Origin of the sequence: Mesorhizobium sp. B2-7-3, assembly GCF_006440715.1 — a bacterium.
Taxonomy (GTDB): Bacteria; Pseudomonadota; Alphaproteobacteria; order Rhizobiales; family Rhizobiaceae; genus Mesorhizobium; species Mesorhizobium australicum.
The window spans coordinates 362,779-380,224 of record NZ_VFTY01000004.1; the positions used below are offsets into that span (position 1 = coordinate 362,779).

At 63.0% G+C, this 17,446-nt stretch carries 17 protein-coding genes; 4 read left to right on the top strand and 13 right to left on the bottom strand.

Annotated features, from left to right (window positions below; genetic code table 11):
- Positions 1-29 precede the first annotated feature (29 nt).
- The 5 genes from FJW04_RS11890 to FJW04_RS11910 all read right to left on the bottom strand — a co-directional run bounded on the left by FJW04_RS11890 (position 30) and on the right by FJW04_RS11910 (position 5,086).
- Entirely contained in the window at positions 30-926 is an 897-nt protein-coding gene (locus tag FJW04_RS11890; protein ID WP_140714278.1) for a UTP--glucose-1-phosphate uridylyltransferase, read from the bottom strand.
- Positions 927-1,000: 74 nt separating this feature from the next.
- Positions 1,001-1,969: a glycosyltransferase family 2 protein gene (locus FJW04_RS11895; RefSeq protein ID WP_140714280.1), complete on the bottom strand. Its 969-nt coding sequence runs from the start codon at positions 1,967-1,969 to the stop codon at positions 1,001-1,003.
- Positions 1,959-2,909, bottom strand: a complete 951-nt coding sequence (locus tag FJW04_RS11900) for a glycosyltransferase family 2 protein (protein ID WP_140714282.1) — start codon at positions 2,907-2,909, stop codon at positions 1,959-1,961. The genes FJW04_RS11895 and FJW04_RS11900 overlap by 11 nt, the downstream gene beginning before the upstream one ends.
- The gene (locus FJW04_RS11905; protein ID WP_140714284.1) at positions 2,909-3,898 is read right to left on the bottom strand and encodes a glycosyltransferase family 2 protein; all 990 of its coding nucleotides are present in this window, start codon (positions 3,896-3,898) and stop codon (positions 2,909-2,911) included. The genes FJW04_RS11900 and FJW04_RS11905 overlap by 1 nt, the downstream gene beginning before the upstream one ends.
- A 15-nt stretch (positions 3,899-3,913) precedes the next feature.
- Positions 3,914-5,086, bottom strand: coding sequence for a glycosyltransferase family 4 protein (locus FJW04_RS11910; RefSeq protein ID WP_140714286.1), 1,173 nt, complete (start codon positions 5,084-5,086; stop codon positions 3,914-3,916).
- Positions 5,087-5,271: 185 nt separating this feature from the next.
- Here FJW04_RS11910 and FJW04_RS11915 point away from each other — a divergent pair, with 185 nt between their 5' ends.
- Positions 5,272-6,768, top strand: coding sequence for a lipopolysaccharide biosynthesis protein (locus FJW04_RS11915; protein WP_140714288.1), 1,497 nt, complete (start codon positions 5,272-5,274; stop codon positions 6,766-6,768).
- Positions 6,769-6,822: 54 nt separating this feature from the next.
- A complete protein-coding gene (locus tag FJW04_RS11920; RefSeq protein ID WP_015314216.1) occupies positions 6,823-7,845 on the top strand; it encodes a phosphoribosyltransferase family protein in 1,023 nt (340 codons plus the stop codon).
- Between the two features lie 27 nt (positions 7,846-7,872).
- On the opposite strand, the gene FJW04_RS11925 is transcribed toward FJW04_RS11920, so the two are convergent.
- From FJW04_RS11925 to FJW04_RS11960, 8 genes are all read right to left on the bottom strand, one after another.
- Positions 7,873-8,952 (bottom strand): glycosyltransferase, encoded by a 1,080-nt coding sequence (locus tag FJW04_RS11925; RefSeq protein ID WP_140714290.1) that lies wholly within the window; start codon positions 8,950-8,952, stop codon positions 7,873-7,875.
- A 67-nt stretch (positions 8,953-9,019) separates the two neighbouring features.
- The gene (locus tag FJW04_RS11930) at positions 9,020-9,469 is read right to left on the bottom strand and encodes a hypothetical protein (protein ID WP_140714291.1); all 450 of its coding nucleotides are present in this window, start codon (positions 9,467-9,469) and stop codon (positions 9,020-9,022) included.
- Between the two features lie 18 nt (positions 9,470-9,487).
- Positions 9,488-10,930, bottom strand: coding sequence for a GMC family oxidoreductase (locus FJW04_RS11935; protein WP_140714293.1), 1,443 nt, complete (start codon positions 10,928-10,930; stop codon positions 9,488-9,490).
- 65 nt (positions 10,931-10,995) lie between these two features.
- Positions 10,996-12,327: a UDP-glucose/GDP-mannose dehydrogenase family protein gene (locus FJW04_RS11940; RefSeq protein WP_140714295.1), complete on the bottom strand. Its 1,332-nt coding sequence runs from the start codon at positions 12,325-12,327 to the stop codon at positions 10,996-10,998.
- A gap of 50 nt (positions 12,328-12,377) precedes the next feature.
- A complete protein-coding gene (locus FJW04_RS11945; RefSeq protein ID WP_140714430.1) occupies positions 12,378-13,244 on the bottom strand; it encodes a family 16 glycosylhydrolase in 867 nt (288 codons plus the stop codon).
- 143 nt (positions 13,245-13,387) lie between these two features.
- A complete protein-coding gene (locus FJW04_RS11950; RefSeq protein ID WP_140660027.1) occupies positions 13,388-13,786 on the bottom strand; it encodes a hypothetical protein in 399 nt (132 codons plus the stop codon).
- 291 nt (positions 13,787-14,077) lie between these two features.
- The gene (locus tag FJW04_RS11955; protein ID WP_015314223.1) at positions 14,078-15,100 is read right to left on the bottom strand and encodes a glycosyltransferase family 2 protein; all 1,023 of its coding nucleotides are present in this window, start codon (positions 15,098-15,100) and stop codon (positions 14,078-14,080) included.
- A gap of 64 nt (positions 15,101-15,164) precedes the next feature.
- Positions 15,165-16,295, bottom strand: a complete 1,131-nt coding sequence (locus tag FJW04_RS11960; RefSeq protein ID WP_140614938.1) for a nucleotidyltransferase family protein — start codon at positions 16,293-16,295, stop codon at positions 15,165-15,167.
- A 506-nt stretch (positions 16,296-16,801) separates the two neighbouring features.
- Here FJW04_RS11960 and FJW04_RS11965 point away from each other — a divergent pair.
- Together FJW04_RS11965 and FJW04_RS11970 are read left to right on the top strand one after the other, a co-directional pair.
- Positions 16,802-16,954 (top strand): lasso peptide, encoded by a 153-nt coding sequence (locus tag FJW04_RS11965; RefSeq protein WP_015314225.1) that lies wholly within the window; start codon positions 16,802-16,804, stop codon positions 16,952-16,954.
- 135 nt (positions 16,955-17,089) lie between these two features.
- On the top strand, positions 17,090-17,389 hold the full coding sequence (locus tag FJW04_RS11970; protein WP_015314226.1) for a PqqD family protein: 300 nt from the start codon (positions 17,090-17,092) through the stop codon (positions 17,387-17,389).
- Positions 17,390-17,446 lie beyond the last annotated feature (57 nt).

Genomic DNA, 17,446 nt, shown 5'->3' on the forward strand with positions numbered 1-17,446 from the left:
CACCCTACAATACTCCCGAAAGATGGGCATTATGCGGCTTCTTCCTGGCGTTCATGCGTCCGGACGAACTCCCGGAGCATCTCGAAAACCGGACCCTTCATGTCGTCGCGCGCCAGCGCGAAGGCGATATTGGCCTGGATGAACCCTTCCTTGGACCCGCAGTCGAACATGCGCCCCTTGAAAGGCTGGGCAAAGAATGGCTGCTCCTGCGACAGGCGAACCATGGCGTCGGTCAGCTGGATCTCGTTGCCGGCGCCGCGCTGCTGGTTGCCCAGAAGCTGGAATATCTCGGGCTGCAGGATATAACGGCCATTGATGTAGAAGTTCGACGGCGCATTGGCCGGCGCCGGCTTTTCGACCATGGCCGTCACCTCGAAACCGCCGCCAATGTCGGCGCCACGGCCGACAATGCCATATTTGTTGGTCTCGGTGGGATCGCAACGCTCGACGGCGATGACGTTGCCGCCGGTCTGCGCATAGAGGTCGGTGATCTCGGCCAGGCATCCGCGCCCGCCGAAGGAGACCATGTCAGGCAAAAGCAGGGCAAAGGGCTCGTTGCCGATGACCTCGCGGGCGCACCAGACGGCATGGCCGAGGCCTTGCGGCGACTGCTGGCGGATGAAGGAGGTGGCGCCGGCCACCGGCAGCATGCTTTCGAGCGCCTCCAGCTGAGTCTTCTTGCCAGTTTGCTCCAGGGTTCCGATCAATTCCGGATGCAGGTCGAAATAGTCCTCTATGACCGCCTTGTTGCGGCCGGTGACGAAGACGATGTGCTCGATGCCGGCCTCGAAGGCCTCGTCCACCGCATATTGCACGACGGGCCTGTCGACGACGGGAAGCATTTCCTTCGGCATCGACTTGGTCGCCGGCAGGAACCGTGTTCCAAGCCCCGCCACTGGTATCACGGCCTTCCTGATTTTCTTCATCGCAAATTCCTTCTGAGGAGATCGACTACAGTCCATTCACAGGCCACGAAAAATCCCTCCATGTGCCTGCATCTTCACCTCCCCGCCCCGACGGCAAACTGTGCCGCTACTCTTCGCAACCGCACGGCGATCGGCATGCCCATATGCCTGACCGCCGCCGGGTCGCTGAGCGCCGTCCGGATCGCCTTGAGCGGGGACCGCGCCTTGATGTGCTGGACCATCGCCAGGAACGAGGCCGCCTTGCGCAGGCTGCGGCCGCGCCGGGCGAATGCCGCCTGCGCGGCCACGTCCATCGAATGGGTTTGAGCGAAAATCTCGTCGGCCTTGCGCATCGCCTCGACATGATGAGGCTCGAGCACGCGCGAGATGGAGCCGCTGCGGATATGATAGGCATAGCCGATTTCAGGCTCCACCACGCATCTGCCGCCCATGGCCAGGGCTTCGGCAAACAGGATGTAGTCCTCGCCGATCCTCAGCTTCTCGTCATAGCGAAGCCGGTTTTCGTCAAGGAACCGGCGCAGGAAGATCGGCTTGAGATAGCCGAGATTGAACTTCGATTCGAAGACGACGTTGCCGGCGATGTAGGTCGCCAGCGAAATCTCGCGCAGGCCTTCCAGATACCGGCGCGGGAACATCGCGTCCTGGACCACGCCGTCCTCACGGACGACCTGGAGATTGTCGACGGCGATCTCGGCGCCCGCCTTTTCGGCGCGGCCGATCATGGCGGCGACGCGTCCGGGAAAGACGGCGTCGTCGGCATCGAGAACCGCTATCCACCTGCCGCGGGCGGCGTCGAGCCCGGCATTCCTGGCCCCTCCGGGGCCCCTGTTCTTTTCCAGCGCCACGACACGCACGACATGCTCGGGATAGGCCCTCGCCACATCGAGCGTGGCATCACGCGACTTGTCGTCGACGACGATGATCTCGAGGCTGACGCCCTTCTGGGCGATGGCGCTGGCGACCGCCCTATCAAGGGTTGCCTCGGCATTGTAGGCGGCGATCACAAAGGAAACATCGGGCACGGACGAAATGTCAGGCTGCACGCTTGCCTCCTTCCCCTGGTGAAGGCTGGCCATAGAGGCGCAGTTCGCGGACACCGACCAGACCGCTGACAACGCCGACATGCATGATGCCGCGCAAGACACTGCGGTTCCTGCGTACCGGACTGGCTGCAACCGGAAGTGCCGCGGCGAAGCAAAAAGCGGCCTTTGCCGCGGCAAGGCCGGCCTGCTTTACTCGCGCGATGCCGCTGGCGCCGCGGCCCAGGAGATGGCCGTGCGTCTGGCCAACCCGGAAGCGGCGGCGGCTGAGCCAGTCGAATGCGGCCCTGGCCCTCGGCACCGCCTCGTCGACCCATGCCTCCGGCGCAAAGGCGATCCGGCCGCCTGCCTTGTGCATCTGGTCGAAGAATTCGGTGTCCTCGCCGCCGGTCTGGCCGCGCGCCAGGCTGAAGCGGCGGCCGCGCAAGCTGTCGGATGCCATGCGCAGCAGGACGTTGCAGGTGTAGCCGGTGCGGATTTCGCCGTGCACGCGGACCGGCAAGGTGGAATGGAAATCGCCGCGGCGCATCCATTCCGGCGCATCCGGACGATAGAGCGCGCGCACCGGGCCGAGAACCGCGGCGGCGCCGCTTTTATCGGCCGTTGCCACCAGTTCGGCGAGCCAGTGGGCCGTAGCGGTCTCATCGTCGTCGATGAAGGCCAGGAAATCAGCCTCGCTGGCCTCGAGACAAGCGTTGCGAGCGATCGAGATGTTGCGGGCCGGGCAATGCCGGTAGCGGACCGGCAACTTCAATTCCTGCGACAGCACCGTCACCAGGTCCCTGGCGCTCGGCGTGTCGTCATTGTCGGCGACGATGACGCCGACCTCGAAGCCGTCAGGCATGGCCAGGGCGGCGAGCGAGCGCAGCGTGTCGGCCAGTTCCGGCCGCCGGAATGTGCACACGCCGATGTCGATGCTGCGATGCTTGACCTCAACCGCCATCACGCCGCCCTCCGCCGCGTGCCGAGGCCGAGAAGCTGCAGCCAGAAGCCGACGGACCAGCCGAAATGCATGACCATCGCCGAGACGCCGGCAAGCGCGATATCGGCATTGCGCTGGCTGATCGCCGCCACCAGGCCGTAGCCTAGGCACACCGCCACCCACAGCAATAGCGGCAGCGCCGCGATCCAGTGCACGAAGGAGAAGGCCGCCAGCAGAACCACCGGGAAGACCGCCAGCGGCACCATCTGCCTGACCTTCGGGATCACACGATGTTTCAGCACGTTCTTGGCGCGGCCGCGGCCATAGCCGAGATACTGGACATAGAGGCCACGCAGCGAGGTCCGCGGATAATAGACCATCTGCGTCCTGCCGCTCATCCAGATCCTGTAGCCGGCCCGCCTCAGCCGATAGTCGAGTTCCGCATCCTCATTGTGGCTGAACGTCTCGTCATAGCCGCCGACGGCCTGGAAGGCCGATATCCGCATCAGTGCGTGATGGCCGTGGTCGACCCACTCCCCGGCGGAGAGATGGCGATGCTTGGAGCCGCCGGTGCCGAGCTTGGAGTTCTGCGCCGCCGCCGCCGCTTTCTGCACGGTGCCGCTGCCGCTGGTCAGCATCGACACCACGACCGAATCCGCGCCGGTCGCCAACGCCTCCTCGACCAGTCGGTCGCAATAGTCGTCGGGATAGCCGCCATGGGCGTCGATGCGGATAAGGTAGTGCGCACCCTCGCCAAATTTGGCCACCGCCAGGTTGATCGCGGCGCTCTGGATGCGCTTTTCGTTGTGAAGCAGGATGATGCGAGGATCGTTCCTCTGGCGCTCGCCGACAATGGCCAGCGTGCCGTCGGTGCTGCCGCCATCGGCAACCACGATCCGCGCGCCAAGCCGTTCCGCCGCCGGGCAAAGCTGGTCGAGCAGCGCGCCGATATGAGTCGCCTCGTCGAGACACGGGATCACGATCAGGGTGGAGGCAAGCGCTTGCGTCATCGGGCGATGTCCATCCTATGCCAGGGCCTCGGTCGCGAGCGGCCCGTGCACTGTGGTCAGGCGGCGCAGTTTTTCGACCAGGGCGCCGCAGTCGCTGCGATCGTAACTCCACATCCTCGGGTTGTGGGCCAGCACGCGCGCCTTCAGCCTGCCGAAGCGGTGCTGTTCCATCCCGCCAAGCGCGGTTTCGAGCGCCTCGGGCGTGGCCTGCGGCAGCAAAACGCCGATATCGCGCTGCCGAAGGAACCGTCCGGTCTCGGTGTTGTCCATCGAGATCGGCACCGCGCCGAAGCGGCAGCCTTCATAAAGGCGGTTGGGCAGCAGCCATTCGGAGTTCTGTCCCTCCTCGAAGAAGTCGATCGCCCAGGAGAAATGGACGTCGTGATAGATCGCCGCCATGTCCTCCGGGTTGCGGTACGGCCCGCGAAACGACATGTAAGGTTCGGCATCGACAAAGGCATGGAAATCCGGGAACTCGGAAAGTGCCGGACGGCCGCGCAAGACGATTTCGAACCGGCCTTCCATGTGACGCGTGAAACCGGCCAGCAGTTCGAGCGAACGGCGGCACCGGAGCGCCCCGAACCAGCCGATCCGCCACGGCGGGGCGAGAGGTCCTTCCACCGCCTCGCGCTCGGCCGGCAGAATCGCCGCCGCCTCGAAATATTTGTTCTCGACCAGTTCAACCGGCGCCGCGACCTGGCGGAAAGGCTTGAAATAATTGGCGATGAAGGCGGGCGAACTGGTCACCAGCAGCCGCACATCCCGCGCCAGATGACGCTCGGTGGCGCGCAGCGCCTTACCCAGGACATCGTCGCGAAGCACCAGGCGGTGAATGTCGAGACATTCATAGACGATCGGGACAGCGGCGCCGAAAGCCGACCGGGCGCGGCGGGCCAGCGCCAGCATCTCCAGGTTACGCGCGATGATGATGTCGGGCTTCGGCACGTCCCTGAGCTTCGAACCTATCGAAACCGCTGTTTTTGCCACCGCCACCAGGCGCTGGGCGAATCGCCCGTCGCGCGTCGCGCCAAGGTCGATTGGCCGCAAGCCTTCGATGTCGGCAATCGGAGTGGCGGCGCGGCGGAAGCCCGCCAGGGTAACCCGGGCGCCACCTGTCCTGAGCATCGTGATCCGCCGGCGAACCGCCGGGTCGGAAACATCATGTACCAGGTACAAGACATGCAGCATGAAAACTCGACCGCTGTTTGACCCACCCAGGGGAAGCCTAGTACAGCTCTTGCTGCATCGCAACATTTTTGGCGCACCGTTCCACGTTTTCTGTTGCACTGCAAAATTATTGCCGTAGTTTGTGGTCGGCGGCGGTTGTGGATTTCGGGGCTCCGAAATCCGCGCAAAGATCAGGAATCCTGAATTTGGAAGCCAATCCATTCGATCCGCCGGAAGGCTCACTGCGCAAATCGGTCGGCCGCGGTGCCGTCGTGACCGCAATGGCGCAATCGGTGCGGGTCGCTACGCAGATCATTTCCGTCATCGTGCTGTCGCGACTCCTGTCGCCGCAGGATTTCGGCGTCGTGGCCATGTGCGCTCCTGTGCTCGCCTTCATCGCCCTGTTCCAGGATTTCGGCCTGACCCAGGCGACCATCCAGAAATCGGGCATCCGGCATGAGGAGGTGAACTACCTCTTCTGGATCAATGTCGCCGTCAGCGCGGTCCTCGCCTGCGTGCTCGCGGGCGCGGCACCCCTGGTCGCCGCGTTCTATGGCGAGCCGCGCGTCGCCGGTCTGGTGGCGGCACTGGGATTGCAGATCCTGGCTTACGGCCTGGGAGCCCAGCATCTGGCGCTGCTGACGCGTCGCATGCAGTTCGGCCGCCTGGCAATCATCGACGTGGCCGGGGCCGTCGCGGGGCTGGCCGTCTCGATCGCCTGGACTTTCATCGACCGTTCCTACTGGGCGCTGTTTGCCGGCACGCTGACCGGCGCGGTGCTGCCGACGCTGTGCTACTGGGCCAGCTCGCGCTGGCGCCCAGGCATGCCGCGCAAGGTCGTCGGGATCAGCGAGCTGATCAATTTCGGTGCCGGGATCACCGGTTTCAATTTCGCCAATTTCTTCGCCCGCAATCTCGACAACGTGTTGATCGGCAAATACTGGGGCGAGGCCCAGCTCGGACTCTACGACCGCGCCTACAAGCTGCTCCTGTTCCCGCTCAGCCAGATCACCAATCCGCTGTCGAAGGTGATGGTGCCGGCGCTGTCGCGACTGAAGGACGAGCCGGACCGCTATCGCAGCGCCTATTTGCGCGTGATGCCGCTGATCCTTCTGGTGGCGCTGCCCGGCGTCGCTTTCGCCACCGCGATGTCGGATGTGCTGATCCCCTTCGTGCTCGGCGAGCAGTGGCGCGCCAGCGCCTCGATCTTCCTGGCGCTCGGCTTTGCCGGCCTGCTGCAGCCGCTCAACAATCCGGCTGGTTGGCTTTTCGTCAGCCAGGGCCGCTCCGGCGACTTCATGCGCTGGGGCATCATCACGGCGGTGACCTCGGTGCTTGCCTTCGCGCTCGGCCTGCCCTACGGCGCGCTCGGCGTGGCGGTCGCCTATGCGGTCAGCGAGTATCTGCGCACGCCCTTCCTATGGCTCTATGTCGGCAAGAGCGGACCGCTGCGAGCCAGCCATGTGCTGCGCACGGCAGCGCCGTTCGTGCTTGGCGCGCATCTGGCGCTTGGGGCGGTCTGGCTGGTCAAGCCGATGCTGCCGCAGCAGCATGTCGTCGCCTTGGCAAGCGGCGTCATCCTGGCCTACGCGATCACCATCGTCGTCGCGCTGACCTTCGCCGCCGGCCGCGAAGCCTTGCGGGAGGCCTTGAAAATGCTGCCTGCAAGGGCGCCGGCGGCGACGCCGCGCGAGGCGCAATAATTTCGGCGCCTTTGTCGTCTATTCCATATCCCACCCGAGCATCAGGCCTGATCCATGCATTACCGATCGATCTCCGACATGAACGACGCCATCGTGAGCAACCTTCATCGGCTGCCACGCGACATCGACCTGGTGGTCGGCGTTCCCAGAAGCGGCGTGCTGGCTGCGACGCTGGTCAGCCTTGCGGCCAACATTCCGATGACCGACCTGGACTCCTTCCTCGAAGGCAGGGTCTACACGTCAGGCATCACCAAGCGCCGCGCGGCCCTGGACCGCAAGGTTTCGGACATGCGCAAGGTGCTGGTGATCGACGACAGCATCGCCGGCGGTAATGCGATGCGCGACGCCCGTGCCCGCATCAAGAGCGGCGGTATCGAGGCTGACTACACCTTTGCCGCCGTCTTCGGCCTGGAGCCGGAGCATCAGGAGACCGATCTGGTGTTCGAGGTCGTGCCGCATCCGCGCATGTTCCAGTGGAACTTCATGCATCATAAATTCCTGGCGCAATGCTGTGTCGATATAGACGGGGTGCTGTGTCTCGATCCGACCGAGGCCGAGAACGATGACGGACCGGCCTATGAAAAATTCCTCAGCGAGGCGCGGCCGCTTCATGCCGTGACCCACAAGATTGGCTGGCTGGTCACCAGCCGGCTCGAGAAATACCGTGCGTTGACGGAGGCGTGGCTCGCCAAGCACGAGATCAAGTACGACAAGCTGATCATGCTCGATCTGCCGAGCAAGGCGGAGCGCCAGCGGCTTGGCGCGCATGGCAGTTTCAAGGCCGATTTCTATCGCAAATCCGACGCCATCCTGTTCATCGAAAGCGAACATGCCCAGGCGCTGAGGATTGCCAAACTGTCGGGGAAACCGGTCCTGTGCGTCGAAACGCACATGGTCAGTTTTCCCGATGCGCTGTCGCTGCCAGCACTTGGCCAGGCCGCGCGCAACCTGCCGGCGAGGCTGCGCCAGGTCAATTCGCAGGAGGGCCGCAAGAGCGCCGCCAAGACCATTGCCCGCGCCCTGCTCGGTGCACGCGGCTATGAAACGCTGAAGAACAGGGTCAAGCGCCCAGCCTGATACAGAACCGATCGGGTCGCTGCTTGGCTACGCGGCCTGGCGTGCGCGCTGCCGCACCGCTCTGTCCAGTATCGAGAAGAAGGTGACGAACTGACGGTCGGGGTCGAGTTCCGGCCGGCCGGCGAAGCCGCGCGCGAGGGCCGAGACCCGCTGATATTCCTTGTTGTCGTTCCACAAGAGCCTGACGGCCGCGACCCATTCGGCGAGCGGCGCATCATAGTCGAGCACCGTGCCGCCAGGGCCGACCGCTTCCGGCAAGCCACCGCGGCGCGAACCGACGACCGGAATGCCGCTGCAATGGGCTTCCGAGGCAACCCGCCCCCAGGCCTCCTCCCATTTGCTGGGCGCCAGCAGGATCCGGGTGCGGCCATAGACCGTCTTCATGTCACTGGTGCGGTTCTCCAGCGTGACATTGCCGAGCGGCGTGATCGTCTGTTCGATGCGTGCCCGGTGATCGTCCGCCAGCTTCCAGCTTTCGACGAACAGGAACGGGATTTCGGGGCACGCGGCGGCGATCCGCACCGCAAGCTCGAAGCCCTTTTCCTCATAAGGGTTGATCAGGGTGACGAACTGGCCTGAAGTCGGCGTGCTGTAGTGGGCCGGATTGATGGTCGGAGGGATCACCGCCGCCTCGATGCCGAACTCCCTGGCGTAGGTACGCGCAGTGAATTCGGAATTGGCGATGTAGAGCGCCGAGCGCAGGTCGCGCAGGTCGCCCCCAAGCTCGTGAAACTCGACGTTGCGGAGGTAGACGACCAGCGGCACGCCCTTGGCCTGCAACGCCTTGCCGAGTGGAACCGACTTGTGACACTGAACCACCGCCACATCCGGCTTGACCCTGTTGACGGCGAAGGCCGCCGCCTCCCACGGAAACCACGCCCGAATCACTGGGTAGCCGGGAAAACTGTCGACGACCGCCGGCTGGCGCAGAAGCTTCATCTTGGCACGCGCCTTGAAGCCGAAGACACCATCGCCAAACAGCGCGGCGAGCACCGCGGCCTCATGCCCATGCTCGATCAGCTGCTCGGCCAGATGATGGGTGCTCGACTGGACGCCGCCGCTGAACTCCGGTGGGTAGCCATTGCCGCCTGCAAAGAGAACTTTCATGGTCCTGGCTCCTCGTCTATCGCGTTTCAATGCCCACGGCCGATGAACGGCAGCGTCAAGTGCAGCCTCACGCAGTCTTTGGCGGATCAAGCGTCGCGAACGGATTTGTGCATGGCTGCCATCCGGTGAACCGGATGGGATCACTAGGCGAACTGCGCGAGGCGTAGTCCGTCAACATGTGAAATTCGGCCACGACCCAGCGGTCGAAATGCCGGAGGTCGCGCTGCTTCCGCTTGGGCAACAACCTGCGTGCCTGGCCGAGCTTCGCCGTCTCGAGCAAAGTGACGGCGTCGCCCAGTTTTTCGCTGGGAAACAGCCACGGATTGCGGTTGCGGAACTCCAGCACGAACTGCTGCAGGTGCTCGATGCGCATGTTCAACCCGCCGAGGTATTTTTCGAGCGTGACGCGAACCAGGTCCTCGTCCGAAAACGAAGACACCGCCGCGAAGGCCACGCCAGTCGATGCAACTCCACCAGCCATGATGGCCAAGACCGAGCGCCGTGAGATTTCCATCATCGGTTACCTCCTTCCCCCTCACGCCATCCGGCTCGCCGCGCGCAGGGACAAAGCTGCCGCGGTCAGGCTCGGGTTGGCGCAGGAGCAGCTTGGATAGGTGCTGGTGCCGACGACGACCAAGTTTCTCAACCGGTGATGGATCATGTTGCTGTCGATCACCGAATCAGCCGGGCCGGTGCCCATCCGCAATGTGCCCTGGACGTGCGATTCCGTTGGCCGGATGCCGCGGTCGAAGAGCCGTTCGACAGGCAACGGGGCAAGCAGTCCGGGCAATTTGTCCAGCGCCCGGGCCATGCCTTTGACGGCATGGTCCGACGGCGCCTTGAAGGAGACGAAGGCGTTGTCATCCTCGTCGAGGGTGACGAAATTCTCGTGATCGAGCAGGTTCTCGGTGACCACGACCAGCGGCAGCGCCTGGCGCAGCCGGCCCTTCTCTGCGCGCATCCCGTGCTGCCAGCGGTTCTCGAAATAGACGAGGGCCGCCGCGTGCTCGGACCGGTGCGGACCGTCATAGAGGCCGAAATTCAGGCCGGTGGTGATGGTGCTGCCGTCGAAATTGTCGACGCCGTCGAGATAGACCTCGAAATTCCAGCCATAGGATTCATGCAGGCCGCGCCCGACGAATTCATCGCCCAGGCCCGAGCGCAGCATGATCGCCGCGCTCTGGATGGCATTGGCGCCGAGAACGAAGAGGTCGCCGCTGACCTGATATTCCCTGCCCTCATGCACGAAGGCGACCGAACGGACCGTGCCGCCGACATGGTCGAGCCGCCGCACTTCGGAGCCGAGGCAGACCGAAACGTCGGGATGCTCGAAGACATGCATAAGGCCGTTATTGGCGGTGAACTTGGCATCGACCGGGCACAGCCAGCAGCGCAGATTGGCGCAGCAGGAGCTGCGTTGCGCGGTCGGCACGCGCGCCCGTGCGGTCGGCATGACGAAATGCTGGTCGGGCTGGGCCGCCTTCATCATCCTGTCCGGCGTCGACATGCGATGCGGTGGCTGCGGAAAGGGCTTCGAGCGCGGCAGCATCGCCGCCATGTCGGGATCGCCGGAGATCGACATGATGTCTTCGGCGTCGCAATAGAACGGCTCGACATCGTCGTAGCTGATCGGCCAGTCATTGCCGACGCCGTAGGTGCTTTTCAGCCTGAAATCATTGGGGTGGAATCTTGGCGTCTGCGCGAACCAGCAATTGGTCCCGCCACCCAGCCCGATCGTGTAATTCCACGGCTTGTCGGAATTGGTGCTGTAGGTCGTCTCGTCGTCTATGTCGGTGTTGACGTTCTGGTCAAGCTGCCATTCATGCGTGTTGTGGCGACCCCACTCCAGAACCAGGATGCGCGCCTTACGCCGCCTGGCGAATTCATGCAGGAAGAACGCCGAACCGAAGCCGGAACCGATCGCGACAACATCGAAATGATCTTTGGTGACTTGCTCGGGCTTTACGTCCAGCACCATCAGCTACAATTCCTTCTACGCCGGGCGTTTGGCCCGATCCTGCTTTCGGCTCTCCGCGCCCGATCTCATGCCGCCATTCTGCCGATCGAGTGATATTCGATGCCGTGGCGCGCCACGACCTTGGGATCGTAAAGGTTGCGGCCATCGAAGATGACCGGCGTGGTCAGCGCATCCTTCAGCGCATCGAAGGACGGTGCGCGAAAACTCTTCCATTCGGTGGCGATCAGCAGCGCATCGGCGCCGCGCAGGGCCGCCTCCTTGGTGCCGCACAACAGCAGGTCGTCGCGCAGCCCGTAGATGGCCTGGCATTCCTGCATGGCCTCGGGATCATAGGCCTGCACGGCCGCGCCGGCGTTCCAGAGCGCCTCCATCAGCACGCGCGCGGGCGCCTCGCGCATGTCGTCGGTGTTGGGCTTGAAGGCCAGGCCCCACAGCGCGAAGGTCTTGCCCTTGAGGTTGCCCTTGAAATAGCGGTGCACCTTGTCGAACAGAACGGATTTCTGGTCATTGTTGCGCTCCTCGACGGCGCGCAGCAGCTTGGCGTCATACTTGACGCTCTCGGCGGTCTTGATCAGGGCACGGACGTCCTTGGGAAAGCACGAGCCGCCATAGCCGAGACCCGGATAGATGAAGTGATAGCCGATGCGCGGGTCGCTGCCGATGCCCTGGCGCACTTCCTCGATGTCGGCGCCGAGTTGCTCGGCGAGATTGGCCATCTCGTTCATGAAGCTGATCTTGGTCGCCAGCATGCAATTGGCGGCGTATTTCGTGAATTCGGCGCTGCGCACGTCCATCACGATCATCTTCTCGTGGTTGCGGTTGAAGGGCGCGTAGAGTTCGCGCATCACCGCCTCGGTTTCCTCGCTCGACGTGCCGACGATGATGCGGTCGGGCTTCATGCAGTCGGCGACCGCGGAGCCCTCCTTGAGGAATTCGGGATTGGAGGCGACGTCGAAGCTCAGATCCTCGCGGCCCCGCTTCTTCAGCGTCTCGGCGATCCTGGCCTTCACCTTTTCGCAGGTGCCGACCGGCACGGTCGACTTGCCGACGACGATCTTGGCGGTATCCATCTCGCGGCCGATGGTCTCGGCGACCGCCAGCACATATTTGAGGTCGGCCGAACCATCTTCGCCGGGCGGCGTGCCGACCGCGATCATCTGGATTTCGCCGTGCCTGACGGCTGCCGCCGCATCGGTGGTGAACTTGATGCGGCCGGCGGCGTGATTCTCCCTGACGATCGTTTCAAGACCCGGCTCGAAGATCGGAACGAGGCCCTGATTGAGCCGCTCCACCTTGTTTGCGTCGATATCGACGCAAACAACCTGGTGGCCAACCTCGGCAAGCACCGCCGCCTGCACCAAGCCGACATAGCCAATTCCAAACACCGTCAAGTTCATTCGGTTTCATTCCCATCCAGGGCAGCGGACCGCTTCTCGGCCCTGCCGGTTCAATTCGTCTTTCCCAGCTCTTTTACACTACACACCAGCGATTCCGGAAATTGGCAGGGCTGACCCAGCGCGGTGAACGCGACCCGTTCAACCTGCAGCGAAAGCGTGCGGCCCGGATCCGCGAACGCTCCCATCCAGCCCTTCATGGTGTCGCTGCCCCAAAGGCTGAAGAATATCTTCTGCGCATGGCTGGGCAGCTTCGCGGGATCGGTGATGGTGTTCACCAGCTGGCCGTTGAGATACCAGCGCAGGCTATCCTTCTCCCAGACGAAGGCATAGTCGTTGAAGGCACTGTCGGTGCCGCCCGGCACGTCGACCAGCTTCTCGTTCTTGCCCTTGCCGGCGATATAGGCATTGACCTGCACCTTGGAGGTGTCCTTGGTCAGGATCTCGAAGTCGATCTCGTCCCAGGGCTGCTTGTCGGATGGGCCGATATAGGAGAAGAACGCCGCGTTGAGGCCAGGGCCTGTGTCAGTCTTCATCCGCGCCTCATAGGTACCATAGCCGAAACGCTGCTTGGTCTGGATCTCGCCGCAGGCAAACTCGCGATCCTTGGTCTTCTGCTTCGCGAATCCGAGCGAAAGAACGCCATCGGAAAGCTTGACCAAGCCTTTCGACCAGGTGCAATTCTGATGGCTGCCGTTCGTCCAGCCGTCTGAAACGTACCAGCGCTCGCGGTCGAAATTCTTGAAATCGTCGACGAAAGAGGGCGCGGACTGGATATCCTGCGCATGAGACGGGGTTGCCGGCAGGCTGCCAAGAGCGACCAGCAGCAAAGCGACCGCCAGACCAGACCGCCGCCAGAAATGCAGGGCTGAAGGGGCGTCTATTGCTGTCGTGGACATGGTCTTTGGATCCGAATTCATGAGTGACTCACCTTTGCGCTGTGTCCCCAACCCAAAGTCGACGTTCGAACCGCTTCCAAACGGGCCAACCTTGACCTTTTCAATAACCCTCCCGACGTCCAGCCTTGCATCACCTTCGCCGTAACGGTCCCGCGCCGCCGCCTTCAATTTCGGCCGGCTCCCGCCTGCCTGGCGGGGTCGACCGCCGCCGGATCGGTGCTCGTATTCTCGTCGAAGACCACGTCCAGCGAATGACGGAGCTCGCGCATCCTGCCGCCCTGGCGCGACAGCGCAGCGATGCGGCGCTCGCTGTTCAGGATCGACTGCGTCAACGCGCTGACTTCGGACGAGCGGCGATCGGAGGCGGAGCCGTTTTCCATGGCTTCGACCAGAAAGGCCGCGTTGGTCGCCTCCTTGCGGTAGCGGCTCTCCAAGCCGGTTTTCTCCGCCTCGATCTCGGCGGCGATCTGCTCGAACAGCTTCGCCAGCCGGTCCAGGCGCGCAACGTCGGTCTGCCTGTCGCGGGCCGGATCCCTTGATCTGAAGCCGAATATCGAGGCCATGAACTTAAATTCCCGTCATCGCCGGCTTCCTGGACCGGCTTTCAGGCCAGGCCACTGGCCGATCCCCGCAACCGGGGCTGAAAACTCGTAACCGCGTCGCCCAACTCCTCTGACGAAGAGAGACTTCGCACCAGTCCGATCGGGGGCCAGTTCGGCTGGTCGTTTAATTTGTTGCACCGCAACATAGACTGCCATCCCCAGAGGCGCGAGGCAACCACCCAATTCGTAAACTCATAAATCCGATGGAAATGGTTGCGTGGCGGCCTCGCGGTCGGCAGGTAACACCGCGCCTTACCGTCCTTTGCCGGTACTGGTTCCAGCCATCAGGAAACGGAGCGGCGGCACGTGCTTGTTCCTGGAGACCAGGCCAACACTGCGAAACAGCGCCTCGATCTTGTCGGACGCCACGCCCTGGACGATGGGGACGAGGTTGGATTGGCTTGCGAAGGCGTAGGCCGCGGCAGAAGCCAGGCCCCGCTCGGCCTTCACGTCGAGGAAATTGCGCAGCCGGTATTTGTCGCGCACATGCCGCTCGTGCCGCCGTAGCACTGCTTTCGACCCTTCCGGCAGGCTGTCGATCGCCAGCAGCGCCAGATCGGCATCGGCCAGCCGCTTCAGGTCCTGCGTCTTGTGGCGGCCGCTGAGTGAATCGGCACGCACGATGGCCCCGTAGCCGCAGGAACGTATGACCTTGAACCGTGCCCCGTGGGCGACCGCTCGCGCGTAAAGCTCGTAGTCCTCGCCCAGTCGCAGGCTCTCGTCGTAGCGCAACCCATGGCGGTCGAGAAAGGCACGGCTGATCACCGGCTTCAAGAAGCCGAGTTCGCCTCTTTGGACGCGGCGCCTGGAGATGTTGCCTTCCACGAATCCTTCGAAATCGAGGAATTCCGGATCGGCGGCAAAATCCGGGGCGACGATTTTGGTTGCATCGCCAGCCGCGTCATCCCTGATGAGCATGATGTTGTCGGCGGCGAAATCCCAATCGGCGCCGACAAACAGGTTGCGAAACCGGCCCTCGAGGAAGAAATCGTCGGCGTCCAGAATGCTGATGAACGGGGCTCGTGAACCGGCGATCGCCGCATTGCGGGCAAAAGAAGGGCCGCGATTGACGTCGAGGCGCATCACCGCAAGCCGGCCGCTGCCATCGTCGGCGGAGCGTGCGACCTCGGCCGTATTGTCCGTGGAGCCATCGTCGACGACGACGACCTCCCCGACTTCCGGTTCGCGCAACGCGGACGCGATGGCGACGGCGATCGTTCGCGCCGCGTTTTTGGCCGCGATGATCACGCAGACTTGGGATTTCGTCATCGACATGGAATTGCCTCTTGCACAGGTTCCGATCTGCCCTCGCCCTGTACGCGTTCGATATTCGCCGCCTTCACGGGCCGGCCGGCCGTTCGAAGATGCGGCGGCTGATGTCCGCCGACGCCGCCCAACCGGCCTCGGAAAGGTAACGGACCGGAGCCCGGCCGCACAATTCCCACAACACCGTGCGTCGCTGCGGCCAGCGCAGCGACGACAGCCATGGCGCGATGACCATGTTGAGCAGGTCTTCATTGCCGATGCGCGACAGGATCGGCTTGGCCCGCTCCGACAGAAGCGTACCGGTGCCGCCGAGCAGCACATCGGCGGAACGCAGGCCGAGCAGCAGCGTGTCCTCCAGCCCCTGGCTCACCGCCGCATCGAGCACACGCTGCTGATCGGCGTGGCCGAGACGGCTGGCGCTGGCCCTGATATCGCAGACGTAGCCGGCGCAAGGCTCCCGGTTGAACAGTGCCTTGGCGACGCTGATGCAGGCCAGCATCAGCGTGTCGGCAGCCGACGTGAACGGGACTTCGGCGCCGGTGATCTCGACCAGCCGCTTTCGCCGCAGGAACCCGTCGGCATCGCGCGGACTGGGCGAGCCGGGCTGCTGAAGCCGGTAATGAAGGTCGACAGTGGATGATTTCGACCCATTGCCACGGATCATGTGCTGTTCGCCGAGGAAGCGGACCCACCAGACCGAACGCGACTTGCCCGATACTTCGTAGCCGATCGAGCGTAACGCTTCGCGCGCCTTCAAGAACCCGGCAGGCGAAACCAGAATATCGATATCGCCCGAGGGTTTCATGAAATGATCGTCGTAAAGCAGATGCTGCTGGAACGGCCCTTTCAGGAACACGAAATCAATCCGCCTGTCGAGCAGCGCCTCGTGAATGGCGATCGAATCCATTAGGCAGGCGGCGTTCATCGACACCGTCCTCCTGCGATAGGTTTCGAGCCACTGGAACAGTTCGGCCGGCCTCTCATGCGCCGGCGTACGCGACAGCGCCTTCAAGACGAAGGTACCGACCTTGTTCAACCTGGCGATATCAGTGACGACAGCGTCGGAAAGGCCCGGCGTCCACGTTTCACCGGCCGAGGCGGCCGGCCCCGCGAAATACAACCGTAAGCAGGCCCGCACATAAGCGATCTCGTCGGCGCAGTCGGTGGCGCGCAGTCTTTCATAGGAGCTTTCCGGCAAGGCCATTGAGCGCACAGTCTCCAAAAAGCGGTTTGCGCGAAGCGTATGCTGCAGCTGCTAAGCAAAGCATCGTCAAAAACGGCGGCGCCGTAAAGCCTTTCCTTTCGCAGTGCGAAATTTTACAACCATAGCGTTTGCCGGCTTCGCGGAAGGGGATGAGATGTATGGAGAAATTCCCACCCTAGCGCAGCGCTTCGGCCGGGCCATCGATGGGATCAGCTGAAAGTTGAGTATCTTTCGGCGTTGTCCAATGGCAATGGCCAAGCATGGCTTCATCTTGTTCATGCAAAATCAATGGTTTACGGAATCTCGTGTGACGAGGGGCAATCACACCCGGCTTCATCTCGAAATAGGTGGATTTCTTACACGCGGGGTGACGTCCGCAACCCATAATTGATTAACGACCGGTAAATCAGGCTTGACTCATAAATGTTGCTGTGCAGCTATTGCGATGCAGCATGAAAGTGCTGACGGCAATCGACAGGCCGTTTCCAGTCCTTATGGAGAGTAAAATGGAACAGAATGTTGAAAAGCATGAGTACGAAACGCCAAACCTGACAGTACATGGTTCAATCGAAACCATTACCCAAGGCGGTGGTGGCAGCACGGCAATCGACGCGTCGTTTCCCGCGCACACCCCGATTGGCGACCTGACGTTCTCCTGAGACCAGCCTGATTCTGGAGGAATGACGTTGGGCCTCCGGGATCGAAGACAATGAAATGGAGCCGGGGATGAAAATCCCCGACTTTCCATTGAACCTGATGACGCGTAGACCGTGTGTTGCAAACGAGGTTTTAGGATGAACTGGAACCCATCCGAGCACGATTGCGTAAAGGCCACCAAGGACGCCGTTGCTTGCGAATTCGGCGATGGCCTCGCGCTTCTCAACCTGAAGTCCAATATCTATTACAGCCTCAACGGTGTCGGCGCCTTCATCTGGGAATTGATCCAGGAACCCAAGCCGATCGCGGACATCCGCAGCGCCGTCCTCGCTCGCTACAATGTCGACGCCGAACGCTGCAAGGCCGACGTCGACGCATTGCTGAAAGGCCTGGCGGAAAACGGGCTTGCGAGGCTTGAGCATGAGGCACTCGTCTAGGCAGGCGTCGCAGAAGGCCATGGCTGTGCGGCAAAGACCTGTGACGCAGAGAAATCC